Source organism: candidate division WOR-3 bacterium (assembly GCA_013177935.1).
In the GTDB taxonomy this organism is placed as follows: Bacteria; Hydrothermota; Tepidihabitantia; order Tepidihabitantales; family Tepidihabitantaceae; genus Tepidihabitans.
Genome location: JABLXZ010000002.1, coordinates 1 through 25,819, shown reverse-complemented (window position 1 = coordinate 25,819; position 25,819 = coordinate 1). Strand labels below are relative to the sequence as shown.

Genomic DNA, 25,819 nt, shown 5'->3' with positions numbered 1-25,819 from the left:
GCGGTTTGGCGCCGGTAGCGGATTGTTGACTGTGTTGACAGGGGAGGCCTTTCGGCTAAATTTTGAGTAATGGCGCGCCGGATTGCCATCTGTAATCAAAAAGGCGGTGTGGGCAAAACCACGACGGCGGTTAATCTCGCCGCGGCACTGGCAATCCGGAAGCCGCGCACCCTCCTGGTTGATATGGACCCGCAGGCACACGCTACAATCGGGCTGGGCGTGGACCGCAGCAAGGTTGCGGTATCGGTTTACGAAACCCTGCTGGAAGCCCAGCGCGTTGACGATGCGATTATCCATAACCCGTTTCCCGGAATGGATTTACTGCCGGCGACCATCAACCTTGCAGGTGCGGAGGTGGAACTGGTGGATGCGGAACAGCGGGAGTTTCGGTTGAGTCGGGCGCTTGGGTTAATCGAACCCAAGTACTCGTTTATCATCATCGACTGCCCGCCCTCCCTCTTGCTCCTGACCATCAACAGTTTGACCGCCGCGCGCGGGGTGATTATCCCGGTGCAGGCGGAGTACTATGCCCTGGAAGGGATGTCAAGGCTCTTAGAGACGCTCAATTTAGTGCGCACGAGCCTCAATCCCCTCTTGGAGATTGAGGGGGTGCTCTTGACGATGTTTTCGAGTCGGCTCAACCTCTGTCAGCAGGTGGAGAAGGAGGTGCGGGACTTTTTCAAGGAGCAGGTGTTTGACACGGTGATACCGCGCAGTGTCCGGCTCGCCGAAGCGCCCAGTTTTGGCAAGCCAATCTTTGCATACGACGGGCAGTCAGCAGGTGCCCAGTCCTATCTGGCGCTGGCGGATGAACTGCTTGCCCGCTACGAGAAGAAAGGGGAGGAAAAATGAGCGACAGCGCCCAGGAAAAACGCCGGGCATTGGGCAAGGGGATTCACGCCATCATACCCGAACGAACCCAGGCAGCGCTGGCAGCCGAGTTCCGGCCCATTCCAGTTGACGAAATCAGACCCAATCCGTTTCAGCCACGGGGTGCCAAACAGTGGGAAAACGACCCGAAGTTTCAGGAACTGGTGGCGTCAATCAAGGAGAAAGGGGTTTTGCAGCCGGTAGTGGTGCGAAGGCGCCGGGACGGTTACGAACTGGTGGCGGGTGAACGGCGCTGGCGCGCGGCAAAGGCGGCGGGATTGACAACCGTGCCTGCGGTGGTGCGCGCGGTTGAGGACCGGGAGATGCTGGAGCAGGCGCTGGTGGAAAACCTGCAGCGCGAAGACCTGAACCCGATTGAAGAGGCGCTTGCTTACAAAAAACTTGCCGATGAGTTTCACCTGACCCATGAGGAGATTGCGCGCCGGGTCGGCAAAGACCGCTCCACGGTGACCAATGCGTTGCGACTGCTGGCACTGCCCTTCCGGGTTCGGGATGCGCTTGCCGCCGGTTTAATCACAGCCGGACATGCCCGGGCGCTCTTGAGCATCAACAGCCGGCGCGAACAGGTGGAGCTGTGTGAGCGGGTGATAAACGAAGGGCTGTCGGTGCGGACCCTGGAACGTTTATGTGGCGAAGGAAAGCGGCGGGTCCGGCAACCGGAAAAGGAGAAGGATGTCCATATCAAAGAACTGGAAGAGGCGCTGCAGGAGGTGTTTCAGACCCGGGTCATAATCTTTCCGGCGGCGGGCGAGAAAAAACCGGGCAGGCTGGTGATTGAGTTCTTTTCTGAAGAGGACCTGAACCGCATTGTTAAAATTCTGAAAAGACAACCGTAAGTGGCACGCAAAGAGATTACCGTTTTCATCTTCGGCAACTACACACCCAACTCGCTAAGGTTTAGCCTTTCGCTCGGTCTGGCACGATTTCTGTTTGTCGTGCTCGTGTTTATGACGGTGATGCTGTTTGTTGCGTTCGGACTTGTGGCGTCCGGGGCGTACCGATTCAGCCGGATGGTTTATCTGGCGCGGCGCAACCGGCAACTGGAACAGGAGTTCAAAAAGGTGACCGCGCTCCAGGAGCGGCTGGAGTTTCTTGAAAAGGAGCGGGAGAAACTGGCAAAGATGCTCGGGGTTGACCTGACACCACCACCGGTTAACTGGCAGACCGGAATGGTTGACTCAGCCGAACTGCCTGACTGGGTCAAAAATCAACCCTGGGGTAGTCAACCCCTGCCGGTACTGGTGCCGGTGAGCAACTATGTGGTCTCGCGCGGGGCGGGTATTGAGCATATGGCGATTGACTTTGCCTGCCAGAAAGGGAGCCTGGTGCGGGCGACCGCAGATGGGGTTGTTCTGGAAAGGGGGGTTGACAAACAGTTCGGCAGATACCTCCTTTTACGGCACGAAAAGGGCTACGAAAGTTACTATGGCCATCTGGAAAACTGGCTGGTCCAGCGCGGGGATACGGTCAAGGTGGGTGAGATAATCGGTAAGGTCGGAATGACCGGACAGGCAAGCGCGCCCCACCTCCACTTTGAAATCAGAAAAGATGGCAAACCGATTGACCCGGCAACGCTCCTGAAACTGTAAAATCGGGCTTTACGACAAAAACCGCGTTCTATTTTACGGATATGGTCTCCTTATCTTTTAGACCCCAAACTCCCGCCTTTTTCACGCTCCATTAACTTATTGAAATCCAGTGGATTACCGCAGTGGGTAGGGTACCGGTAACGGTCCCCTGGGTCGTTCCGGGAGTAGTAACCAGGGCTTTCTTTGGTATGGTTAATAAGTGGGAATCGGTGGCGAATTTTTCGGCTGATGCCGTTTTTATGGTTTGGAATCTGCCCGATTTTTACGCCGGCACGGTCGCTAATTAGTAATAAAGATTGTCCTTTTTTTCTAAATTGACTTAGCGGACTGGGTGATTATACTGAAGGCAAAATAACTTTTGCCCTATGCTGTGGCAAAGAAGAGTAAAATAATGACTCAAGGAGAAGAGCCTTACATTTCGTTGCAAGATGCAGTTGCGGGCACGGAATGTAGCAATGGCTATTTCAGACTGAAAAGTCATTATGCATAAAAGGGGGTGTAGATGTCCCAGACTCAACAATCGAAAATAAACCAGATTTTTTCCGCTTCAGATGTGAAACATGGATTGTCTCTTTTCACGCCTGATGAGATAAACGCTGTGGAAGCAATGATTATAGAACGGGATGGAAGGTTTTATATCAGATGCCAGATTAAAGATAAATACAGGGGGGCAAACCCTGAAGAAATCGTCAGACAACTGTGGATTTATAGATTATTGAATGAATATAATTATCCAAGAGAAAGAGTGGATGTTGAGAGGGTGGTTTATTTTGGCTCAAGAGATTCTGGTTTGGCAGATATAGTTGTACTTCACAATGATTTACAACACCCATATATAATCTTTGAGGTAAAAAGGCCTCAAAGAACCGCAGGCTTGGAACAATTAAAGAGTTATTGTAATGCAGAAGGCGCACCGATTGGTGTTTGGTCTAATGGGAATGAAATGATAAGGCTTCATCGCGAAGAACCAAATATCTTTGTGGAGATTCCAAGACTACCAAAGGTTACAGAAACACTGAGAGATATTTTAACTGAAAGATGGAGTATTAACTGGCTTGAAGAAAATGATGAATTAAAAAAGGGTAAAACTACCCTTAAAAAGATATTGCTGGATTTAGAGGAACTTGTTTTAGGCAATGCAGGAGTGGACCCATTTGAGGAAATTTTTAAGTTAATCTACGCCAAACTCTACGATGAATGGCAAGGAATCAATAATTCATCTTATCAGTTAGAATTTTTTGTTGGCGACAGAAACTCCGAACAGGTAAAAAGAGCAGTAACAACTCTGTTAGAAGGCGCAAAAAGAGAATGGCAGGGGGTTTTTGAGCCAACAGATAAAATTGAGTTGAGAAATGACCATTTAAAAGTTTGTGTCTCTTTTTTAGAAAAAATAAAGTTGTTTAATTCTAATTTACGCATTATCGATGAGGCTTTTGAATATCTAATACCACAGGTTTCCAAAAAGAAAGAAGGGCAATTTTTTACCCCGCGTCCAGTTGAAGATATGGTCGTTAAAATGCTCAATCCTAAAGCAGGTGAATTCGTCATTGACCCAGCCTGTGGTTCTGCGGGATTTCTCTTGCATTCGGTGATGTGGGTTGCAGGCGGAATGATAAGCGGAAAACCCCTGCCTGAAAACGCAAGAAATTTCGCGCAAACTAAGATTTACGGGATTGACTTTGCCAAAAAGGCGGTAAAGATTGCCAAGGCAATTAACTTAATCGTAGGAGATGGAAGGTCCCATGTCTATAAAGACAACTCATTAGCACCTCATACATGGGAAGATGAAACAGAATCGGGCTTAAGAGGCAGACTGTTAAGATTCCCTGACAACCCCGAAAGAGACCGCGAAAATCAAGAGAACTTTTTATACTTTGACTTTGATGTCTTAATGACCAATCCACCATTTGCTGGCACGGTAAAGGAAAGAGATATTTTAAGACTCTATCGCCTGGCTGAGAAAAACGGAAGATGGGTAAACAAAATCGGCAGGCATATTCTCTTTTTGGAGCGCTCTTTACAATTTATAAGACCTGGTGGAAGGATGGCTATTGTTTTACCTCAAGGGTTACTTAACAATACAAATGCTGAATACATCAGAAGATTTGTTATTGATGAGGCAAGGATTTTAGCGGTGGTAGGCTTGCATGTTAACACATTCAAACCACATACCGGGACAAAAACAAGCGTTTTGTTCTTACAAAAATATACGGATGAAGAAAAAGAGGAGATTCAGCAGATAAGGGTAAAATACGAGGGTGAATGGGAAGCATTTTGGGAAAACCTAAAAGAGCAATATCAAAACATAACTTGGGATAGTTCGGTAGAGGAAGATGAAATACCAGAAGAACTCAACTCTTTCCTTGAATCCTATTTTGAAAGCAGAGAAGACATTGAGGAATTACCACGAGAGGAAAGCGAGGTTGAAGAAATAGAAGGGCAAGAAGAAGAAAACGAAGGGAAGAAACCCCTTGCTGTTTTGGTTCAGGAGAAGTCCGAATTAGAAGAAGTTCTAACAGAAAAAGCGGAGGAACTCCAAAGTGTAGATGCTACAGGAAAAGCAGAATTGAAAAAGGAAATAAAGACATTACGAAAGAAGATAGATAAACTCATAAAAGAAATTTCTCAAAGGACATTGGCGGGTCAGATAAGTTTAGTCATAAATGATGAAAGGATTACAGAAGCATTTAAGAAATACTGGCTTGACGGAAAGGTGATGCAAGAGTTGGACTACCCGATTTTCTTTGCGGTTAATGAGAAGCCGGTTAAGAACGAAAGCGGAGAGTATAGGTACAAGAAAAACCCTGATGGTTCCATTGCTTTAGATAGACACGGACACCCAGTAATTGACCATGATTTAGACGAAATCGCAGAAGCATTCATTAAGTTTGCTAAAGAACAGGGTTTTGATTTCTGGAGATGATAAAATGGCGGTATTTAGCATTATAAAATTATCAGAACTTGAGGGGGCAAAAAGGATAGATGCGGAGTATTACAAACCTATCTTTAATAATCTTAAAACCATACATAAATTTAACGCAAGAACGCTCAAGTCTATTTCTGATGTTGCTTTTGGCACAACTCCGCCTGGAGGAATTTTTGAAGAACAAGGAATACCTTTTGTCAGGTCTCAAAATTTTGCCATAGGAATGGTAAATAAAGCTGAAATTGTTTTTTGCAAAAATGAATTTCACCAACAAAATAAAAAATCTGCTATTCATCCTGGTGATATATTGTTTGCTGCGGTCGGAGGAACAATTGGTCAGATAGCTATTGTCCAAGATAGTATTAATGAAGGTAACATAAATCAAAATATAGCAAGAGTTAGAATTTTAGACCCAAGTATTAAGCCTTACTATGCTGGATTGTTTTTTCTTTCCAAGTATGGGCAATTGCAAATTTTTAGATTTGTTACAGGTAATGCTCAAGCATATTTAAATTCTTTTCAAATAGGTTCGTTCAAAATACCTGTTATATCTAAACAAGTACAAAACAAATTAGGTTCGTGTTTTTTAAAAATAGAAAAATTCATAGAGGATTCTTACTCCCTCTACTTCAAAGCCGAAAACCTTTTTTTAGAAGAACTCGGGTTAAAAGACTTCAAGCCAAAATATCAAAAAACATATATTGCTAATCTTTCCGATGCTTTCACTGCCCATAGAATTGATGCCGAATATTTTCAGCCAGCGTATGAAGAGGTGATTGAGAAATTGAGACAAAAAAGTATAGAGATGCTACCCTTAAGAAAATTTATTTTGAGCATTCAAAAAGGTATAGAAGTTGGAAGCGAGAATTACCAAGACGAAGGAAAGCCATTTATTAGAGTAAGCAATCTTTCTATAAACGGATTTACTGACAGAGACCAAAAATATCTAAGTGAAGGGTTATACCAGCAATTAAAAGGAACTTATGAACCCAAACAAGGCGATTTTCTTTTAACCAAGGATGCAACCCCTGGGATTGCTTATGTTGTAAAAGAACAAATAGAAGGAATAATTTCAAGCGGTATCTTAAACTTACAAATAAACGAAAGCCAAATAAATAAAGAGTATCTTGCCTTATGTATAAATTCGATTGTTGGAAAAATGCAGATAGAAAGGGATTGTGGAGGCTCTGTTATACTTCATTGGAAACCAGAGCAAGTTAAAAAATTAAAAATCCCTTTTCTTCGTCTATCAACCCAGCAAAAAATTGCCGAGTTAGTTCAGCAATCTCATGAGGCAAGAAGAAAAGCAAAGGAATTGTTAGAGACAGCAAAAAAGGCAGTAGAAGTTGCCATTGAAAAGAGCGAAGAGGAAGCGCTGAAAATTCTTTCCGCTTTCAGAAACTAACCCGCTGTTACTTTAAATTTAGACATTTACGCAATAAGTGTTGAAGACGAACGGTTATTTGTTGAATTTGTAGGCGATTTATTGGATAAAGGCTTATTATCCGCACGGTGTGCGTTGCTATTTTATTGGGAAGGGTGATGGCGTGAGTTGACATGGGTAAAGTTGCGAGTAGAATGGTTGTAGAACCAAAAAGGAGGTGCGTTTGTTGAAGTTCGTGAAGGTTGGTGTAATGGCGTTTTTGCTGTTGACACCGGCTTTGGTAATGGCTTGGCCGCAACCCGGCGACCCCGCTCCGGATGTTTCAATTCCGGACACCGCCTGGGTTACACATCTTGTGCCTTCGGAGTACCGGGGGCAGGTTGTCCAGCTCTTTTTCTGGCAGTCCACCTGACCAGGTTGCCTCGCGGAGTTGCCGCGAATTCAGGCAATGTATGATGAGTATGGCGCTCAGGGTTATGTGCCACTGGCAATCAATCTGTTTCAGGATATGAATTCGGTGGTGAAGGTTTATGCCCGGCAGTACTCGTATCCGTTTTTCCGTGATGGTGGTCCTGCCTGGAGTGCCTATCGGATGAATGGCTACATCCCGCTGAACTATGTGATTGATACCGCGGGTATCGTGGTCGGGTCGATGGAAGGTTTTAATGAGGCACTCATCCGGAGCTGGATTGAACCCTATCTGACCGGTGTGAAGGAGGAGAAGAGGTCAGCGGTACCAGAGCTGGTGCGCGTTTTCCCGAACCCGGCTGGAATGAGTCAAAGGCTGAGTTTCAGTCTGCCCGCCGCAAGTCCAGTTACGGTGCGGGTCTATGCCGCTTCCGGGGAACTGGTGCGTACGGTGTTTTCCGGTACGCTACCGATGGGTAATCAGTCGGTGGTCTGGAATTTGACCGATGATGCGGGTAAGCCGGTACCGAACGGTCTTTACTTTTATGAGGTTGCTGCTGGTGCCAGTAGTGTGCGGATGAAGGCGTCGGTTTTGCGATAGCGGAAACAGGTTTCAAAGGGCGTCCGGTTTTCGGACGCCCTTTTTTGTTGACCTAATTTGAGAGGTTTTTAGAATAGTGGTGTGAGAAGGTTGCTGATTTTCAGTTTGATTTTTCTTGTAGTCGGAAGCGGCTGTCGCGCGAAACCGAAGCGGGTTACGGTGCGGTTCTGGCATGCGATGGGCGGAGAGGCGCAGAAGACCCTGAAGGCGATGGTTGAGCAGTTTGAGAAGGAGAATCCAGATATTGATATTGAACTGGTGGGGATGGGGAATTACGATGCACTGGCGCAGAAGTTGCTGGGCGCGGTAGCGGTGCAGAGTCCACCAACAATTGCCCAGATGTATGAGAACTGGACAACACAGTTGTTTGCCGCGGGCGAACTGGAGTTTTTAGAGGATTATATGAATGGACCGGATGGGTTGAGTGCGGAGGAGCGGGCTGATATTTATCCCCGGCTGCTGGAAAACAACCGCTGGGAGGGGAAGATTTTGACCCTGCCGTTTAATAAGAGTGTGCCGGTTTACTATTACAATGTGAATATGTTGAAGGCGGCAGGTTATGACTCGTTTCCCGCTACCTGGGAGGAGTTTCGCAATATGTGTCGCCGGCTGGTGCGTCGGAATCAGCGGGGTGAGGTTGAGGTGTGGGCAACAGCAAACGGGACCGATATCTGGATTTTTGGCTCGATGCTGTTTCAGCGCGGTGGCAGGTTTTTAGACCAGGAGGATGGCAAGCCAGAGTTTAACAGTCCAATCGGCGTTGAGGTGCTTAAGTTTCAGGTGGATTTGATTTACCAGGACAGTGTCCAGACCACGATGACGGGCCGGAATCCGATGGACGACTTTTTAATCGGCAGGATTGCGACTTTGACCGGCAGTTCGACCTGGCGGGCACCAGTGGTTGACAAGGAAAGTTTTCCGGTGGGAATGGCGCCGGTGCCGGCTTGGGGTAAAAGGCGGGCCGCAATTATCTATGGGACAAACATCGGGATGTTCAAGCGGGCAAAGCCGGAGGAGAAGAAGGCGGCGTGGCGGTTTATCAAGTGGTTTATTGCGCCGGAGCAGCAGGTGGTGTGGTCTTTAGGCACCTGGTATGTGCCAATTCACCGGCGGTGCCTTGACGACCCGCGGATGAAGGAGCGGCTGGACAAGACACCGGGTTTGCGCGCGGCGTATGAGCAGATGGAGTTCGGGGTTTTTGAGCCGCGCGGGCTAAAGTGGCTTGCCGGTAGGAAGGCGCTGGTTGAAGAACTGGAGGCAGCAACGCTCGGCATCAAAACGCCGGAGCAGGCGCTGAACGATGCTGCCCGGCGTTATCAGGCTCAGTAGCGGACCGATTCCAAAATGAGCCCTTGAGCAGGTGCGGTCGGGAACGGCCGCGACTTTTTCCCGGCAAGGGCGGCACGGATTTGTTGCTGGGTGATGCGGCCCGAGGCATAAGCGACCATTGCACCGACAATTCGGCGCACCATTTTGTAAAGGAAGCGGTCACCCCGGATGAAAACGGTTATCTGGTCGTTACTGGTTTTTATCCGGATGGAGAAAATCTGGCAGACGCCGCTCGGCTCCCGGGTGTGGCAGAAGGGGTTGTAGTCGCGTTTACCGAGAAAGAGGCGGGCGGCAGATTTGAGCCGGTCAAGGTTTAAGGGGTAAGGGTATTCCCAGGCGTAGCGGCTGCGGAGCGGTGAGCGGTTGAGGACAATTGTGTAGGAGTAGGTTTTGGCGCGCGCCGAGTAGCGGGCGTGGAATTTTAGAGGAACGGGTTCGGCAGACTTCACGAAGATGTCACGGGGTAGATAGAAGTTGAGTGCCGGTGCAATTTTTTCTAAGGGGAGGGTAGAGTTTGTAAAGAAGTTGGCGATGTAGTTGCGGGCGGAGACGCCAGCGTCGGTACGGCTGCAGCCGTAAAGTTCAATGGCGGTGCCAAACAGCTGGCAAAGTGCTTTCTGGAGTTCGCCCTGAACAGTTGGTCGGTTGGGCTGAATCTGCCAGCCATAGTAGTTAGTGCCGTCAAACTCGATTGTCAGCCGGATGTTGCGCAGGGGAGTGGTTTGTTTCATCGGTCAAAAGATAAAGGAGAAAATGGTACACAGGACAGCAGGGATGAGGAGAAGGAGGTCGGCAGAAAAGAGTTTTAATCTTTTGTCGGAGTGGTTGATGGAAATTGGGTTTTGGTTCAGGCAATGGTGCTGTGCCAGCTGGAGGCGTCGGGCGATGGCATCAGGAAGCTGGCGCAGTTCCGGGATGCGGATATCGGCGAAAAGGGGGACGAGTTGCAGGGTGGTGGTTAAGAGTGAGGCGAGTTGTTTGCCAAAGATGCTGTGGAAGAAGTCAAGGAGTTGCTGTTGCGGACAGGCGGTGACGAGGATACCGGTGAGCACAACACCCCAGATAAGACGGTAGGAGATAAGGATGCCGTTGAGGGCGCCCGTTGTACTGAAGAGGTTAAGGAGTTTGGGTTTGGGACCGAGCAGGGCGTTGGAAAGGATAAGCGCGGGTGCCAGCCAGACAAAGGTGCGCAGCGGGGAGATGCTTGGCCGGGACGGTTTCAAGGTAATGTAGAGGTAGAGGATGAACAGCGCCGAGACGGCAATCTCGAGTTCGTGGTTGATGGTTAAGAGTCCAGGAAGGGAGAAGAAAAGCGTGCCGATTCGGCCCGGGACCGAGAAGCGTTGATGGTTTGTCAGGCTTCTTTTTTCTCTTTTTGCGCACACTTCATACAGAACCGGGCAGCGGGCACCGCCTCAAGTCGGGCAAGAGGTATTGGTTCGCCGCACAGTTCGCAGATGCCATAGGTGCCGGCAGCAATTTTGCTGAGGGCATCGTCAATATCGCGCAGGGAGCGGGATTCAATCGAGCGTAACTGGGAGGCGAGTTCGCGCTGGAAGTTTTCGGTGCCCTGGTCAGCGATATGGGTGCGATGGCTGGAAAGGTCGCCGGTGTTAGACGGGACATCCATTACCTGACGGGTGAAGTTGCCCTGGCGCAGGATGCGCTGTTTTTCATTGAGGAGCGCCTGTTCCAGACGGCGCAGGTCTTTAGTTGAAATGTGGCGGACGGTTTTTTTCTTTGCTTTCGCCATTATGTTTTTACCCTCCTGATGGCGAGCCGTGCCGGCTCGCGGTTTACGGTAATTTCCGTTTCAATTTCCGGGTCGGGAATGGGCTCAAATTTCAGTTCTATCGTCAGGGTTTCCTGCTGGAGGTAGTTCTGGAACAGATGGACCGCCTGATTAAGCCGGTCTGAACCCTGGCAGGAAAGGACGATGCGGTCGGCAACCTCAAATCCAGCATTTTTGCGCAGGTTCTGAATCCGGCGGATGAGTTCCCGCACCAGACCTTCGGCTTCCAGTTCCGGTGTTAACCGGGTGTCAATCCCGATGGTAAAATGGTCACTCTCTTCTATTGCCAATCCTTCGGGGAGAGTTCCGGTTGTAAAGATGATGTTGCGAATGTTCAGCTCGTCTTTGATAATCTCGATGTCGGGTTCGAGGCGGTTTTGGTCAACCGGTGGTTTTGCCATAACGAACATCCGGGATAGCGGCTGGCGCACTTTGATGCGCGACTTTTCCCGGGCGGCATGGCCCAGCGATACCAGTTCGCGCACCAATTGCATATCGGCTTCCAGTTCTGGGTCGATGAGCGTTTTATCAGGTTCAGGATAGAATGTGAGGTGGACGCTGTCTGGAGCATTGGGGTCACAGGAGCGCACGAGGTTCTGGTAGATTTCTTCGGTAAGGAAGGGGATGAATGGCGCAAGGAGTTTGATGAGAGTAACGAGGCAGGTGTAAAGGGTGTGGTAGGCGGCTGATTTGTCCTGGTCGGCAGCAGACTTCCAGAACCGGCGCCGGCTGCGGCGGACATACCAGGTGGACAATTCGTCGATAAACTGTTCCGCTGCCAGTGCCGCTGCAGCACAGTCGTAGTCTTCAAGCCGTTCGCGGGTGAACAAAACGAGGTTGTTGAGACGGGAGAGAATCCAGCGGTCAAGGCGGCTGAGGTGTTCTTTTTTTACATTTAAGGTTGTGGGGTTGACTTTGTCGATAAGGGCGTAGGTGACGAAGAAGCTGTAAACATTCCAGAGGGTGAGGAGTTTGCGCTTAACCTCTTCGCCGACCTTGAATCCGAAGAGCAGATTCTGGGTCGGGTTGTGGCGACAAAACACCCAGCGCATTGTGTCGGCGCCCATTTTTGCCACCGCCTCCTCGACTTCGATGGCGTTGCCCCAGGATTTGTGCATCTCCCGACCATCTTCGGCTTTCATTGTGGCATAACCGAGCACGGTGCGGAAGGGTGAGCATTTTTCGAGAACGGTGCTCATTGCGAGAATGGCGTAGAACCAGTTGCGGAACTGGCCGGGGAAGGATTCGGTGATGAAGTCAAAGGGGAACCACTCCTGCCAGTAGTTGCGGTCGGTAAGGTAATGGGTGGTAGAGAAAGGCACGATGCCAGCGTCAAGCCAGGGGTTGCCAACATCTTTGATGCGGGAGACGAGGTTGCCACATTTAGGGCAGCCGATTTTTACTTCATCAATCCAGGGGCGGTGCGGTGTGTGGCCCGCAAACTTTTCCCAGCCGGTGCGCGCCCGTTCTTTTAACTCCTCAGGGGAACCGATGACATCAAACCAGCCGCAGGTGCATTTGTAGATAGGAAGGGCAAGGCCCCAGTAACGCTTTTTGGAAATGCACCAGTCACCCATATTGCGCAGCCAGTCCAGTTCCCGCTCAAGGCCAAATTCCGGAATCCAGCGCACCTGTTTTGCCGATGCCATAATCGCCTCGCGCAAGGGGTCCATTGCGATGAACCACTCATCAACGAGGCGGAAGACCAGTTCCTCGCCACAGCGCCAGCAAACCGGATAGCGGTGGGTGTAATCTTCTACCCGATAGAGCAACCCTTTCTGTTTGAGGTTTTCAAAAATCTCGGGTGCAACCCGGGCGGCGTCTTTGCCTGTGAGCCAGTCAAAACCTTCTTTGAAGGTGCCGTCTTCGTTCAGGGGTGCAATGACCGCGAGGTTTTCCTCTTTGCCGAGGAGGAAGTCTTCTTTACCGCAGCCCGGCGCGATGTGGACGATGCCGGTACCTTCGCTGGCGCTGACATCTTTCCAGAGTACGACCCGATGTTCAACCCCTTGCTGTGCGGGCAGTTCGTCAAATGGACCCTGGTATTTCAAGTCGGCAAGTTTGCTGCCCGGAAACTCTTCAATGACCTCAGCACCGTTACCCAGCACCCGGAGCAACTCTTTGGCAAGGATAAATATTTCACCGTCCTTTTTTGCCCGGACATAAATGAGGTCGGGATGAACCGCGGCAGCGGTGTTGGAAGAAAGGGTCCAGGGTGTGGTGGTCCAGACCAGGAGCGATTCGTTAGCACGGTTTAAGATGGGAAAGCGGACAAAGACTGCCGGATGGGTCAGGACGCGGTAACCCTCGGTGGCGATTTCCATATCAGAGATGGCGGTGCCACAACGGGCACACCAGGGCATCACATCGGTTCCTTCGTAAATTAAGCCGAGTTCGTGGCACTTCTTAAGAAAATACCAGATGGAGTAGTTGTTTTCTTCGGACATCGTGTAGTAGGAGTTTTCCCAGTCCATCCATTGACCGATGAGGATTGACTGCTGGGTCTGGATGCGGGAGAACCTCATCACCCGTTCTTTGCACTTTTCAACAAACCGGGCGATGCCAAACTTTTCGATGTCCTTTTTGGATTTGAAGCCCAGTTCTTTTTCCACTTCGACCTCAACCCAGAGTCCCTGACAGTCAAAGCCGTTCTGAAACCGCTGGTCAAAGCCGAGCATCGCTTTGTAGCGCTGGAACAGGTCTTTATAGGTTCTACCCCAGGCGTGGTGGACACCCATCGGACCATTGGCGGTAATTGGTCCGTCCAGGAAGCGAAACTTTGGATTGCCGCGGTTGCGTTCTTTCAGGCGGTGAAAATGGCGACCTTCTTCCCAGAAGCGGAGTATCCGCGGCTCAATTTCGCGATGGTCGGGTTGAGAGGGTACAGGATTAAACATATTGATTTACTCTGCCCGACCGGTGTTTTTGATGTCGCCACCAAACATAGGCCAGGAGGAGTCTGCCGGACCACCGTAGCCAACAACACACCAGGCACGGGTGCCATCACCGATATAGATATAGCCGGCATCGTCAATCTTCGGGGCGGAAATAAAATCGCCGGGCGTGCCAATGCCCAGTCCTGCAGCCCAGCGCCTTGAGCCATCGCTGTTGACCGCGTAGAGCGAATCCCGGTCGCCTTGCTGGTCTATTAAGCCAACACAAAGGAAGTAGATGACACCAGTATTGCTTACCGCCGGGGTTGAGGCGTCACCGGTTAGTGGCGGGATGAACTGCCAGTTGATGTTGCCGTTTTGTGGTGAAACGGCGAGCAGTGTACCACTCAGGGTGATGTAGATTGTGCCATCACCACCGATTACCGGAGCCGAAAGTTCGCCAACGAAGCGCACCGCCCAGTTTTCATTTCCATCGGCAAGGTTCACCGAGGCAAGCCAGCCATCCTCGTCGGTTACATAGAGAACAGAACTTCGGGTGTCAATCGCGGGCGGTGCGGCTATCGCCTGCCGCATACCGTAACGCCATTTTATCTGACCATCCGAAGGGCTAAGGGCATAGAGGGTGTCGTCCTGAGATACAAACACTGTGCCGTCTGGACCGATTACGGGTGAATGCTCTCCGCCACCAGCATAGAAGACCCATTTCCGGGCGCCATCGTTTGGGTCAATGGCAAATACCGAATCGTTTTCGGTCTGGATAAAGATTGTGCCGTCCGACCCAAGAGCGGGTAGAGCAACTATTCCGGAACGGAAGGTTACCTTCCACTTTTTCTGGCCAGAAGGAGTGACCGCGTAAAGGTTACCTTCTTCGGTACCGAAGTAAATCGTGCCGTCCGGGCTGATTGTCGCCCCGATGGAAAGTTCGTCTTCCTCTTCCGGTATGAACTCCCAGCGCCGGTTGCCGTTGGCGTTACGGCACATCAGTGCCGGAATGTCCGCCGCCGGAATGTAGATATTGCCTTCGGGTCCGATGCTGAAGATGTGGTTGGAGAAGTCGGCGGAGTCTTCGGGTGATTCCGGGTCGGTATAGGTAAATCGCCAGCGGACTTCGCCTTCACCCGGGCTGATTTCGATAATTAGCGGCTCAGACCAACCGGAAACCCGGCCTTTGGAGTTTTTTGCCCGGGCTTTAATTTCCATCGAGCCCGCGGTAGTGTAGGTGTGGGTATCGGCATAGACAACACCACCATCAACCCAGCCGGACCATTGAGATTGCGAGCCATCGCCCCAGTCGAACTGATAGGCAACCTGACCACCTGATGGATCGGTGGTGCGAGTAGAGCAGGTGAAGACAACATTTTTGTAACCGAGAAGTGGTCCACTGGGTTTTTCCGGAACAAGCGGTGGTTTCGGACAGCCCGAAAATATGAACGCCGCGAGGAGCACAATCCCCGCGCCGAGCCATGTCTGCGCAATCTTAATCTTCATACATCCTCCTTGCAGTTAAAAACATCAGACATATAGGATAACAGGAAAAAAACCCCTGTCAAGGGTTAGCGGTGGTACATTGAATAACGCGTCTATCCAAAAAGTCTAAGACGGTGGGCTCGATTTCATCCCAGATGTAATCATGGTCTGGGATATGCCACACCTCTTCGAGGCGGTGGTTTTTCCCTTTTACCCAGCCGGTGAGAAGATTCCTGATGCCTTCGAGCAGGGAGGCAAGAACAATTTCGACTTCACCGGTGGTGAGAGGGTCAGCGCCTTCGTTATTGAAAATCAGATTGTTTTCGCAGGACAATAAGCCATGCCAGAAGGGTGGACCGAGCTCGATAGAAAACGTCTGCGCCGCCAATTCTGGAGGGAGCAGCTCCATAACCTGATTGGCAAAAACCGCACCGTTTGAGATGCTGACAAAGACAAATTTAAGTTGCCTATTTGCCTTTGCGAGAGACTCAATTTGGGATACGCACTGACGAGCCTGACAGTGGTGGAGGTCGAACATCTCAGTTAATGTTTTCAACTGAGTAGAAAAGTTCGGGGTTGTGGCAGGGGGCTTAACTGAAGCCCGATGATAAGGAATGACAGTCGAAGAAACCCCTCTACTGGCGAGGTAGTCTTGAATACCTATTACAATCGGGAAGATGTCGGGCGATTTCTTGAGCGGGACATTACCCCAGCCACCACGATGGGTGATAATGACAACATCAAATTGCTCTGGTTTCTCAGTAAGGGTTGCAAAGGAGGACTGGGTAAGAAGTGGAAAAAGCAGGTGTAGTAGTAGGCTGGGCGTAGGCTATTTTTTGTTTTGTGTGCTGTCCTCGGGTACTGGTTCAGGTTTTGGAGCAAGGCGAAAAGTGTAACTGGACTTCTTGGCGTGTTTGGCTTTTAGGGATGGGCTTTTCGGGTTACGGGCAAGGATGAGGCTGTATGTCTGTCCTGGGGTCAATTCTGAAATCGCCGTACCTTTTAACCCAGTCCATTTGAGCGGATAGGTGAACTCAATTACCATTTCCCCGATTTCATCATCGTAATCGACTTCCCAGTCCTCAAGAAGGTTCGTATCGATGACCGGCTTATGGGACCAGCCAGCGCCGATGTGGTTTTCGAGGTTTGTTGAGTCCTCGGTATAGTAGCCAATAAAGATGTTAGACTTGTCCATTTTGGGTGAGCCAAGACCTAGTGCTATCCAGCCGGTTCCTTTTGCGGAGAGCGCTACATAGAGCAGGCTATCGTCATAACCCCAGTAGATAGTAACACCGGTAACAGGGTCATAAAAAGAACCTGGATACTCCTGGCTTTCTATATCAACGAACCCATCAACACTAACCCAATCTTCCAGTTCGGGGTCATAAGGCACTACAGGTGTTTCGGGCGTGCCTTTTCCCTGAGCGAGGGCAAACGAAAAGGTGATTGTTATCAAAAAAAGCAGGGTCAATGCGATATTTTTCCTCATTTAATACTCCTTTTTGTTTATTAAATTTTAGCGGTTAAAACCTTGAAGTCAAGCATTAAAAGATTGTGTAGTTATGGCATTATATCCGAACACCGGTAAGCACAGACAATATGACAGCCGTGTTTTTATGCTGTATTTGCCGTTTTTTTCGACAGTAATATAACCCTGTGTCGCATGTGGTCTAAAGATTGGTAAAAATAACTTATTCTATTATAATGTGTTACTTAATTTAATTTTGTGCGACACATTTGGAACATAAATTGCATAATTAATATAAGAATTGTGGGAGAGGCTTTTGAGGGGGTAGAGATGCGTCGTAGCTCTGCGCCTGGCCGCCCGCTTTATTCCGGGCGGTCTTTTTTTAATATAATAAACTGTTGATACCACAAAGGGCTTATGTTATAATCAATCAAAAGAAAACAAAGAGGTTTGTTTATGGATAAGAGAATTTTGCCGATTTGTTCCCGGCGTAGTGTCCGGGAGTATCTTGATTTACCGGTGCAAGAGGCGGATGTGCACGCTCTGCTCGAGGCGGGAATGGCGGCACCGTCGGCAAGGAATCTGAAACCCTGGCACTTTATTGTGATAAAAGAACGGGAGATGTTGCACCGAATCGCGGAGATTCACCCTGCAGCGCAGATGCTAAATCAGGCATCGCTGGCGATTGCGGTCTGTGGCGACAAGGAGGTTTCGCCCCATTTCTGGGTGCAGGACTGCTCAGCAGCAACCGAAAATATCCTGATAGCCGCTTCAATACTTGGCCTGGGTGCGGTCTGGCTGGGTGTTCATCCAAGGGAGGAACGGGAACGGTCGTTAAAAGAGCTGCTTAACATTCCTGGTAAATTTGGGCTGCTGTGTGTGATTTCGGTCGGGGTGCCGAAGGTCAAGCCTGAGCCCCGGACTCAGTTTGACCCGAGTCGGATTCATCAGGAGCGGTGGTGAATCGGGTGCCGAGGATTGCAGCACCAATCTGGGAAAGGTGAAAGTTAGCCCGCTCCAGGTCTGCTATGATGTCCAGATGAATGGTTGAAGTGTCGAGCGACTCTTTTAAGCCGCGGGATAAACGGGTGAGGTGGCGGTTGTGGAGCTCTCGTTTGCGCTCCACCCCCCAGCTGCGTTTTTGAACAAGTTGCTGGGCGAGGTTTTTGTCCCAGGTGGTAAGGCAGGCGATGGTAAGAGTAAAGTTTTCTTGAACCTCGTGGTGAAACTGTTTGATATCCTCCAGACCCGGTTCAGAGAAGGCAAGGTTTTCGTTCAGTTTCTTGCGCGTGTAGTTGACGAGGTTTTTAGAGACGATGTCGGCAATGTGTTCCAGTTCATCGGTTATGTAGAAAAGGGCGAGGGTCTTTTTTGACATTTCTGGACTGAGCAACTCTTGAGAGATGCGGGCGAGATAGCCGGTAAGCGCTTCTTCGAGCCGGTCAACCTGGTCGTCCTGGGCAACGAGTTGCCGACAGTCGGTTTTGTCGCCTTTCAGAAACACGGTAATTGATTGCTGGAACATCTGCTGGACAAGTTCTGCCATCCGGAGGAGTTCACGGTTGACCTGAGCCAGCGCCAGTTCCGGTGCGTCGAGCGAAGCCTGGTTGAGGTATCTTGTGCCCAGGTACTTCTGTTCTTTGTCGGGGACGATAAGGCAGAGCAGTTTCTGGTATGCGGTCAAAAAGGGAAGAAAGAGCAGGGCAGAGCCGATGTTGAGCAGGGTATGGGCGTTGGCGATTTGCCGGGCAACGGTGTTACCGGTGGCAGAGAAAAGCCTGGTGAGCGGGTTCAGAAAGGGCAGGCAGATGATAGCAACGGTAATCTTGAACAGAACCTGAGCGGCGGCGATGCGCCGGGCTTCGGTATTAGTTCGCCAGGATGCGACGATGGCGTTGAGGGCGCTACCGATGTTGGCGCCGATGATGAAGGGGATTGCGGCTTTAAGTTCGACCAGTCCGGCAAAGGAAAAGCCGACCACGATGCCAATCGTTGCGGCTGAGGAGCGAATGAGTGCGGTGAGCAAAAGGGCAAAAAGAAGGGCAAGAATGGGGTGGGAACTGCCAGCTTTAACCGCCTGCTGAATCGCCGGAACAAACGGCAGGGGCTCGGCGGCATTCAGCACCACCTTAAGAGAGTAAAACACCAGACCGAAACCAAATAGCGCCTGACCGATGTCCCGGACCCGGGGAATAGTGTTCATCAACACAAGCCCGAGGAACACGACAATCAAAGAGTATTCAAACAGCTGGAAGGAGAGGAGCTGGACGGTTATTGTGGTGCCGATGTCGGCGCCCAGAATAACACCGAGCGATTGGGTGAGTGTAAGCAGTCCGCTGGAAGCGAGGGAGATGAGCAAACTTATGACCGCGGTTGACGATTGAAAGATGACTGTTACAACAATACCAACAAAGACACTGAAGAACCGGTTTCTGGTCAGGGAGAAGAGCGCCTCGCGCAACCGGTTACCGGCAAGTCGGCGCAAACCTTTCGAGCCGTAGTACATACCGAACAGGAACAAAGCCAGACCACCAAAGATTTCAACGAGGGTGAGCAAAAGCCAGTTCCGTTTTAACCCGCGCAGGGAAAACATCAGTTCCTGACCATTGGCGACAGCGCGGATGCGGTAATTACCGGCACCGGTGCCCAGTTGCACACGGGTACGGGCAAAACCCAATCGGTCGGTGAAAACAATGGTATCGGTAATGCGTGCCGATTTGCCGGGATAAAACCGATTTTCATCCGGTTCGCTGAGCAGCGAGAATCGTACCGGCAGTCCGGCAATTGGTTTGCCACCACTCAACACCTGCACCGTAAGCGGCTTTGGCAGTTCGGTTCCGGCTTCGGTTACCTGGTTGTTGCCGGAGATGTCTTCATCGCCAAGTTGGGCAAAGCGTAACTCCAGGTTGCGGCTGAAACCCAATGACGCGCCGAGAAGCGCCCCAATAATGAAAAAGATTTTAAGCCATTGCCACTGCCGCATAGGAAAACCTTAGAGGCAAAATGAGCATCTGTCAAGGATGGGTGAGGAAAATGTAATAGTATTCTTCTGATTTGAACTAAGGCGTTGATAGATGCCCGTGTTAGGAAATTTGAGGATAGTGCGCCAGGTCAACTCTGTTGACAATATTGGAACTTATCATATAATATCCTGCGCTTTAGGATATGCTGAGGAGTAGCGCTTTAGCCGTTAAACTTATCCCATCCATCAGACAATTGTTGCTCAGACAGACAGACAGACAGAAACTCCCGCTTTAGACAATTTATCCGGATTGGAAAATCGCAGCCGGCGGTTTGTCCGCTTTAGCCTTTTCGCTCTTTGAAAATCTGGAGCGTTATTTCAGAACGAGAATCTTACGGATGATGCTCTGGTTGCCTTTTGTGATGTGGAGAAAATAGGTACCGGGTGTCGCGGTTGTGGAGTGCCAGACATTTTCTTCAGGTTTGGCAATAACCCTGCCCGAGGCATCAACAACGCTCACCGCTCCATCGCTCAACCCTGATATTTTCACCATCTCTCCCTGGCGCACAATCGAAGGATAAACGCTAACTCTTTGTAACTCTGCCAGTTGGCGTTCGGTGATGCCAAGCGAGAAGTATTCGTAAATGTGCGTTGAATCGTCATTACAGAAAGCAATCACCTCTGCCTTGCCGTCGTTGTTGAGGTCATAAAGTCCGACTGCGCCACACCCGGTGTATACCTGCCAGAACTGTTCATACTGGTCATTGCCAGTGCAGCGGAACAGATGAACATAGGCGCCATCGGAGAAAGCGATTTCAGGCACACCATCACCATCTACATCGCCTATCACAAGTGGGGAGAGGCTGAACTGACTCGCTGGGAATTGCGTAAACCAGACAATCTCAAAGGAGTCATTCTCAGGTGACTCAAACACCGCAAGCAGACCCTGGTCAAAGTAGTCCACAGCATATAGAATCGCCTCGTTTCTACCATCCCGGTCAATATCAGGACCGCCGGTTATGGCTGCATACCCACCCCCACTTGAACCAGGCAATTGATAGATAGCTTTGATTGCGAATGTGTCGTCACCAACCGCTTCATAGACCATCACCCTTGAACCGGCGACCAGGAATATCTCATCAAAACCATCCCGGTCAATATCAGGAGAGCAACCAAAGCCAAGGGTGGCACGGATAGGTGTGGTATCTGGAAGGACAGTTCTGAATGCATAACTGTCATCTGCCACATTTTCGAATATACCGATAGCGGAGCCAGGAAGGTGGTTGTCTCTCAGGACTATCTCTTGTCTCGAGTCTCTATCAAGGTCGGTCACGATTGCATACGGAGTTGCATAGCCGATTCTAGCCTGCCAGACGCAGCGCAAGGGCAGGGATGTGCGGTCCGCGCTCTCGTAGATGAAGAATCCGTCTATGTCTATGTTAGTAAGTCCCAGGTCGGTCTTACCATCCCGGTCAAGGTCGCCTATGAACCAGAATATAGCCCATTGCAACCCGGGAATGTGGATGGTATCATAGTTCATATCAGGGGTGAATTCAAGGATGTAGGCATCATGTGGGAACCATCGGGCGTTTGCATAGAATTCCGGAAATCTATCATGGTCGGCATCGCAACAGATGCTGCGGCGTATAGCGGAGTAAGGCACTCTGGTTATGTCGCGGAATTCGAAGGTGTCTGGTGTAGGAAGCCTATCTAAGTGGATGGAGATTAGGGCAAGTGAAGAAATGAGGAATACTATATTCACGGGTAAAGTGTAACGGAATTAACAGAGATGTCAAGGGAAAAAAATGCAAAGGCATATAAACAGGAGGTGTGTATGTTTTAACCGATAGTTCTGGGAAGGGAATGAAGGGATAAAAAAGAGGTTATGCTTTAGATGTCTGTAAACAAGAGGAGGAACAATGAAAGGTCTGAAAATAACCATAGGACTGCTTGTTATAGCAGTTCTATCATGTGTAGCATATAGTCAGACGCAGTGGGTCTGGCGGGTTTTGCCTTATTCTGAATTTGGCATATCTGATTCGCCGCCACCGTATGGATTGGTTCAAAACAACGGCTGGGCGGTGGCAAAGGCTTATCCGCGTTCTGGATGGTATGATTCGATTGACACAATTCATGTGGTGTTTACGGAGAACGGATACTACCGTCTTCCACCGGATAAAAGACCGCGGGTGTATTGGCGGTTTACCACAAATGGGGGAAGAACCTGGAGCGAAGGACTTTGTCTATCTGCCGAACTTCACCATGAACAGGAAGGGGAATATGACAGCGCCTATGATGCGACAATTGGGTGTCTTGGTGATACGATAGCGGTTGCGTTCTATGACCAGTGGCATGTGCCGGTAGGAGATAGTGACCTGCCGCACCAAATCGCCTATACACACAAGCATCCCCAAATAGAAGACTGGATTGACTTGGTGCCGCTAATTCGTTCTCTGAACCATAAGGGAGCAAAGCATCCCTCGCTTGCACTGCAAAGGCGAGTTTCTCATATTGGTGGTACCTGGCGTCTTGGAGCCAATATTCTATATAGTGAGACCAAAATCTCATCAGACACAATGGATGTAGACTGGATTGACGCCCCTACGGAAAACTTAATCAAAATCCTGCCCGAGTTCCACTACCGGCCTGAGATGAGAATGGGTGCGAACCGTGATACCACCGATTATTTAACTGTTGCCTGGGATGGTGATGATGACGCAGAGCACATGTTCTATTACGCCTTTCAGAAAATGAAATCTGATGGGACATGGCAAATCCGGTGCGGTCGGAAGGAATATAGCGGAGGCGTTGAGGAAATCTCTCTTACGGGTGCGGAAACTCTACCCCCGCAGGGTCAACAGCCCTCAATTCAGGCTATTACCCATGATACAGTGGTAGTGGCATATGTTTCTCCTGCCCCCGGTGCCTTGAATAGCAAAATATATGTGGCGATTGTGAAACGCCAACAAAGTATTCAACAACCCCTTGTTATAATAAGGAACGAGCCGGCATTCCCTGATCAAGGGGTGTATTGGCCCAACCTCTGGCACAAAGGCGATACGGTATTTATGGTGTTCATAGGAAGGTTGATGCAGACATATTTTTCCTACTCCACAAACAGAGGACAGTCCTGGCAGACACCGAAACCAGTAAGCGGATACTTGTCATTAACGCCTTCTGTCACGACTACTGACTTTGGGCGTGCCTATTTTGTCTACGCTACTCTTAACCCCCAGAAATTCCAGCATCTCCGTTTCCGGGAGGTTCGAGCGGTGGCTTCACCAGTTGTTTGGCCACCAGTGGAGGTTGATGGCATATCAGCCGGGAACGCCCGTGTTCTCCAACAAATACAGGTTCCTGGTGATTATTTTGTGCGTGCCTATCCGGTTGAGGATTTTATTGCGGTTGATAGGTCAACCGACGGCGGCTTAACCTGGGAGGACATCTTCAGTCCGGGCTGGGGTAAGAACCCATCAATCGCTACTGACGGTGACTCGGCGGTGGCGGCGTTCTTTGTTGAGGGCTGCACGCTCTACTGTGCGTGGTGGTATCCAAATGTGATGGACTGGACCGAACCGCAGGTTGTGTTTGCCGAGGCAAATGGTGTCATACCGGCTAACCCTTCGGTTGCGCTTTATCCGGGCAAGGTGAACGGTGTGAAAGTTGCGGCGGTTACTTTTGCGGTCTATGACACGGTTGGGGGCACATCAAAGATTATGTTTGCGAAGGTTGACACCGGCACGGTCATCCTGGATACGATTGATACCAAAAATGACCTCACGGACAGTTTTCCCTGCATCAACATCGCTAACACCGACTCGGTCTATGTAACCTATCAGCGGGGAGCTGAAGTGGTGGGGAGCGCGCTTTATGACTACGCTGCCGGTACTACAGAAAGACCGCCAGTCTGGAAAGCGCTTGGTTCAATCGGCGATGGGTATCATCCGATGTCAGAGATTGAGGGCGGAATTCTGCACTGTGTCTGGACAAAACGGGTTGAGAACAATGGTGTGCCCGATAGCGTGGTCATCTGCCACAGCACTTGTGATGTAACCGACGCTCCGCAGTTTGCCGGCTGGCAGGCTGGTGCAAACTCAAGTTACCAAGACACAACAGACAAGGCGAATCCGGTTTATGCCGGGATTGGGGTAACGGTGTGGAACGAGCTGGTGAATGGCAAATGGGCAATCAAAGCCAAAGTCAGGGATAGTATTCGAACGCTTGTAGCAAACAGCCATAACTGCCGCTATCCCCAATCTCTGGCTGAATCCAGTGCCATATCCCCATCTATTGACCAGATCAGATTGGCGCTGTTATGGTCCGAGGAGGTTGCGCCCGACACCGCGGTGCTGGGTTTCAAGGTTGACTCTTTCAATGTCTCTCATGCCGGCGCCAATGCGACCAGGATTAACAACGGGACGAAGTTAATACGCAAGGCTAACTCAGACTCACTCTATGCGGTCTATACCGACCTTGACGGTGCAGTGATGTTCGCCCGAAGTGCGAATGGTGACTCGTGGAAAAGAGATGTCCTTGCTGAAGGTTGTGAGTTCCCGGCGATTGCGGAGGACGGCACGGGTAGGAAATGGGCGGTGATGAACTATACGGGCAATACCCACGCCAACGCAGTTGAGGCATGCTATCTCAAGACCAACGGGGACTGGTCAAATGCCCAGACCCTCTATTCCTTCGCGGCTCAGGGTTCGGCAGGACCGCTTGCCATTGCCGCTGCCTCTGATGGAAATAACCCCTGCTGTTATGCCGCATTCCTTTATAACAACGGCGCAGGTAAAAAGTATCTTATTGTGGCGAAGTTTAACGGTGACAGCTTGAGAATAGATACGGTTGCTCAGAGCAGTAATCTTGATGACCCGGCGATTGCAGTTGAGCCTGATGCTCAAGGGGACTACCTCCATCTGGTCTGGAGTGATAATGGCGAGGTGAAATACACGATGAGCGAGAGCCGGATTCAGGCAAACAACTGGAGCGGCGGTTTCCCCTCAGATTGGAAGGACGCGGTCAATCTCTCCAACAGCCAAGTGCCATCTGTTCATCCGGTGATTGGTGCGAATGAGAGCCGGGTTGTTGTCAGTTGGGCAGAGGGTGTAATCCCGGATGTCTTTGCCCGCCAGCGCTCAACCGCTGATGAGTACAACAACTGGCAGGAAGCGGTCAATTTGAGTAACACCCAGGACTACATTTCCGACTATCCGACGATTGCTGCAGGTGATACAGTGCTTATCTCCTATCAGGAGGAGGGTGAGAATGGGGACTATGACATAATGGTTGCGGTTGAGTTCAATGAGCCACTCAACATCTGTGACAATCCCACCGCCTCAACCTATCCGCAGGTGCTATTCGAGAAGAAACCCGCGGGCGACACAACTATTCCCTACCTGCACTGCATCTGGAGTGAAGAGCCTTCTCAGAACTACTACGAGGTGCGCTACCACAAGTTGAATCTCAAACAGACCGGTGGGGGTGGTCAGCAAAGTGGCGCCGGGTTTGAACTCTTGGCACCCAGACTCTATCAGAGTGCGCCCAACCCGTTCTCAACAAGGATGCAAATCAGATACCAGATTGGTCAGGAGGGTGATGTTCGGCTTAAGGTTTATGACACTCAAGGCAGACTGGTCAAGAGTCTGGTAAGTGCCAAGCAGAAACCTGGCAGTTACACTGTAATCTGGGATGGCAAAGATGAGCGGAATCGGCAAGTTCCCTATGGCATCTACTTCTACCGGCTTGATGCGCCCCATTTCAGCGACACTAAGAAGGCGGTTTTTTTGCGATAGTTTTAGGTTTGATGTGGGGCGTCTGAACGGACGCCCCACATCCTCATTTTTCGGGGTTGACAGCGTTATAATAGGCAGGAGGCGTATGAGATTTAAAATACTGTTGGCGTTTTTGTGCCTGTTTTGCGGCTTCATCTGGGCACAGGACTCATTGAACTGCCGGCTGGTGGGCGGTTGGCCATTTGGTCCATCCTATGCGGTTGCGGTTGATGAGGCAAGGAACATAGCGTTTCTTGGCTCTGGTGGTGGAGTTTATATCCTTAATGTCGCCAACCCTTCCAACCCGGTAAAAATCTCTGAGGCGATTCACACTAAA

22 protein-coding genes are annotated in these 25,819 nt (G+C 50.2%); 13 read left to right on the top strand and 9 right to left on the bottom strand.

The annotated features are described in order from the left end of the window. Positions 1-69 precede the first annotated feature (69 nt). The 9 genes from HPY86_03405 (at position 70) to HPY86_03365 (ending at position 9,128) form a co-directional block, all read left to right on the top strand. A complete protein-coding gene (locus HPY86_03405; protein ID NPV13962.1) occupies positions 70-852 on the top strand; it encodes a ParA family protein in 783 nt (260 codons plus the stop codon). Beyond that, entirely contained in the window at positions 849-1,727 is an 879-nt protein-coding gene (locus HPY86_03400) for a ParB/RepB/Spo0J family partition protein (GenBank protein NPV13961.1), read from the top strand. The genes HPY86_03405 and HPY86_03400 overlap by 4 nt, the downstream gene beginning before the upstream one ends. Then, positions 1,728-2,480, top strand: coding sequence for a peptidoglycan DD-metalloendopeptidase family protein (locus tag HPY86_03395; protein ID NPV13960.1), 753 nt, complete (start codon positions 1,728-1,730; stop codon positions 2,478-2,480). A 122-nt stretch (positions 2,481-2,602) separates the two neighbouring features. After that, positions 2,603-2,767: a hypothetical protein gene (locus HPY86_03390; protein ID NPV13959.1), complete on the top strand. Its 165-nt coding sequence runs from the start codon at positions 2,603-2,605 to the stop codon at positions 2,765-2,767. A gap of 215 nt (positions 2,768-2,982) precedes the next feature. Continuing rightward, on the top strand, positions 2,983-5,403 hold the full coding sequence (locus HPY86_03385; GenBank protein ID NPV13958.1) for an N-6 DNA methylase: 2,421 nt from the start codon (positions 2,983-2,985) through the stop codon (positions 5,401-5,403). Between the two features lie 4 nt (positions 5,404-5,407). Next, a complete protein-coding gene (locus tag HPY86_03380) occupies positions 5,408-6,811 on the top strand; it encodes a hypothetical protein (GenBank protein ID NPV13957.1) in 1,404 nt (467 codons plus the stop codon). 202 nt (positions 6,812-7,013) lie between these two features. Further along, entirely contained in the window at positions 7,014-7,202 is a 189-nt protein-coding gene (locus HPY86_03375; GenBank protein NPV13956.1) for a hypothetical protein, read from the top strand. 18 nt (positions 7,203-7,220) lie between these two features. After that, complete coding sequence (locus HPY86_03370; protein ID NPV13955.1) at positions 7,221-7,799, top strand: T9SS type A sorting domain-containing protein; 579 nt, start codon at positions 7,221-7,223, stop codon at positions 7,797-7,799. A gap of 81 nt (positions 7,800-7,880) precedes the next feature. Beyond that, positions 7,881-9,128, top strand: coding sequence for an ABC transporter substrate-binding protein (locus HPY86_03365; GenBank protein NPV13954.1), 1,248 nt, complete (start codon positions 7,881-7,883; stop codon positions 9,126-9,128). Here HPY86_03365 and truA read toward each other — a convergent pair. Genes truA through HPY86_03335 form a run of 6 tightly spaced genes read right to left on the bottom strand, consistent with a single transcriptional unit; the run spans position 9,122 to position 15,669 of the window. Next, positions 9,122-9,859 carry a tRNA pseudouridine(38-40) synthase TruA gene (gene truA / locus HPY86_03360; protein ID NPV13953.1) on the bottom strand — a complete coding sequence of 246 codons (738 nt, stop codon included), beginning with the start codon at positions 9,857-9,859 and terminating at the stop codon, positions 9,122-9,124. The genes HPY86_03365 and truA overlap by 7 nt on opposite strands. Before the next feature lie 3 nt (positions 9,860-9,862). Further along, positions 9,863-10,513, bottom strand: coding sequence for a hypothetical protein (locus HPY86_03355; protein ID NPV13952.1), 651 nt, complete (start codon positions 10,511-10,513; stop codon positions 9,863-9,865). Then, complete coding sequence (locus HPY86_03350) at positions 10,483-10,881, bottom strand: hypothetical protein (protein NPV13951.1); 399 nt, start codon at positions 10,879-10,881, stop codon at positions 10,483-10,485. Before HPY86_03350 ends, HPY86_03355 begins: the two co-directional genes overlap by 31 nt. Next, positions 10,881-13,817 carry an isoleucine--tRNA ligase gene (locus HPY86_03345; GenBank protein NPV13950.1) on the bottom strand — a complete coding sequence of 979 codons (2,937 nt, stop codon included), beginning with the start codon at positions 13,815-13,817 and terminating at the stop codon, positions 10,881-10,883. Before HPY86_03345 ends, HPY86_03350 begins: the two co-directional genes overlap by 1 nt. 6 nt (positions 13,818-13,823) lie before the next feature. Continuing rightward, the gene (locus HPY86_03340) at positions 13,824-15,302 is read right to left on the bottom strand and encodes a PQQ-binding-like beta-propeller repeat protein (GenBank protein ID NPV13949.1); all 1,479 of its coding nucleotides are present in this window, start codon (positions 15,300-15,302) and stop codon (positions 13,824-13,826) included. Between the two features lie 58 nt (positions 15,303-15,360). Continuing rightward, the gene (locus HPY86_03335; GenBank protein NPV13948.1) at positions 15,361-15,669 is read right to left on the bottom strand and encodes a hypothetical protein; all 309 of its coding nucleotides are present in this window, start codon (positions 15,667-15,669) and stop codon (positions 15,361-15,363) included. A gap of 216 nt (positions 15,670-15,885) precedes the next feature. Here HPY86_03335 and HPY86_03330 point away from each other — a divergent pair, with 216 nt between their 5' ends. Further along, positions 15,886-16,092, top strand: coding sequence for a hypothetical protein (locus HPY86_03330; GenBank protein NPV13947.1), 207 nt, complete (start codon positions 15,886-15,888; stop codon positions 16,090-16,092). 18 nt (positions 16,093-16,110) lie between these two features. On the opposite strand, the gene HPY86_03325 is transcribed toward HPY86_03330, so the two are convergent. After that, entirely contained in the window at positions 16,111-16,770 is a 660-nt protein-coding gene (locus tag HPY86_03325) for a hypothetical protein (protein NPV13946.1), read from the bottom strand. A 435-nt stretch (positions 16,771-17,205) separates the two neighbouring features. Between HPY86_03325 and HPY86_03320 the strand changes: the two genes are divergently transcribed. Further along, positions 17,206-17,712, top strand: a complete 507-nt coding sequence (locus tag HPY86_03320; protein NPV13945.1) for a nitroreductase family protein — start codon at positions 17,206-17,208, stop codon at positions 17,710-17,712. On the opposite strand, the gene HPY86_03315 is transcribed toward HPY86_03320, so the two are convergent. Next, positions 17,654-19,732, bottom strand: a complete 2,079-nt coding sequence (locus HPY86_03315) for a Na/Pi symporter (protein ID NPV13944.1) — start codon at positions 19,730-19,732, stop codon at positions 17,654-17,656. The genes HPY86_03320 and HPY86_03315 overlap by 59 nt on opposite strands. Positions 19,733-20,084: 352 nt before the next feature. Further along, a complete protein-coding gene (locus HPY86_03310; protein ID NPV13943.1) occupies positions 20,085-21,473 on the bottom strand; it encodes a T9SS type A sorting domain-containing protein in 1,389 nt (462 codons plus the stop codon). A 157-nt stretch (positions 21,474-21,630) separates the two neighbouring features. Here HPY86_03310 and HPY86_03305 point away from each other — a divergent pair, with 157 nt between their 5' ends. Both HPY86_03305 and HPY86_03300 read left to right on the top strand, forming a co-directional pair. Further along, positions 21,631-25,503, top strand: coding sequence for a T9SS type A sorting domain-containing protein (locus HPY86_03305; protein ID NPV13942.1), 3,873 nt, complete (start codon positions 21,631-21,633; stop codon positions 25,501-25,503). Between the two features lie 85 nt (positions 25,504-25,588). Continuing rightward, positions 25,589-25,819 (top strand): hypothetical protein (locus tag HPY86_03300; protein ID NPV13941.1); only part of this gene is annotated, 231 nt, incomplete at its 3' end.

Excerpts from the sequence above, each read along its gene's own strand:
- HPY86_03405 (NPV13962.1), top strand. The coding sequence starts at position 70 with ATGGCGCGCCGGATTGCCATCTGTAATCAAAAAGGCGGTGTGGGCAAA.
- HPY86_03400 (NPV13961.1), top strand. The coding sequence starts at position 849 with ATGAGCGACAGCGCCCAGGAAAAACGCCGGGCATTGGGCAAGGGGATT.
- HPY86_03385 (NPV13958.1), top strand. The coding sequence starts at position 2,983 with ATGTCCCAGACTCAACAATCGAAAATAAACCAGATTTTTTCCGCTTCA.
- HPY86_03380 (NPV13957.1), top strand. The coding sequence starts at position 5,408 with ATGGCGGTATTTAGCATTATAAAATTATCAGAACTTGAGGGGGCAAAA.
- truA (NPV13953.1), bottom strand. The coding sequence starts at position 9,859 with ATGAAACAAACCACTCCCCTGCGCAACATCCGGCTGACAATCGAGTTT.
- HPY86_03350 (NPV13951.1), bottom strand. The coding sequence starts at position 10,881 with ATGGCGAAAGCAAAGAAAAAAACCGTCCGCCACATTTCAACTAAAGAC.
- HPY86_03345 (NPV13950.1), bottom strand. The coding sequence starts at position 13,817 with ATGTTTAATCCTGTACCCTCTCAACCCGACCATCGCGAAATTGAGCCG.
- HPY86_03340 (NPV13949.1), bottom strand. The coding sequence starts at position 15,302 with ATGAAGATTAAGATTGCGCAGACATGGCTCGGCGCGGGGATTGTGCTC.
- HPY86_03330 (NPV13947.1), top strand. The coding sequence starts at position 15,886 with ATGATAAGGAATGACAGTCGAAGAAACCCCTCTACTGGCGAGGTAGTC.
- HPY86_03325 (NPV13946.1), bottom strand. The coding sequence starts at position 16,770 with ATGAGGAAAAATATCGCATTGACCCTGCTTTTTTTGATAACAATCACC.
- HPY86_03320 (NPV13945.1), top strand. The coding sequence starts at position 17,206 with ATGGATAAGAGAATTTTGCCGATTTGTTCCCGGCGTAGTGTCCGGGAG.
- HPY86_03315 (NPV13944.1), bottom strand. The coding sequence starts at position 19,732 with ATGCGGCAGTGGCAATGGCTTAAAATCTTTTTCATTATTGGGGCGCTT.
- HPY86_03305 (NPV13942.1), top strand. The coding sequence starts at position 21,631 with ATGAAAGGTCTGAAAATAACCATAGGACTGCTTGTTATAGCAGTTCTA.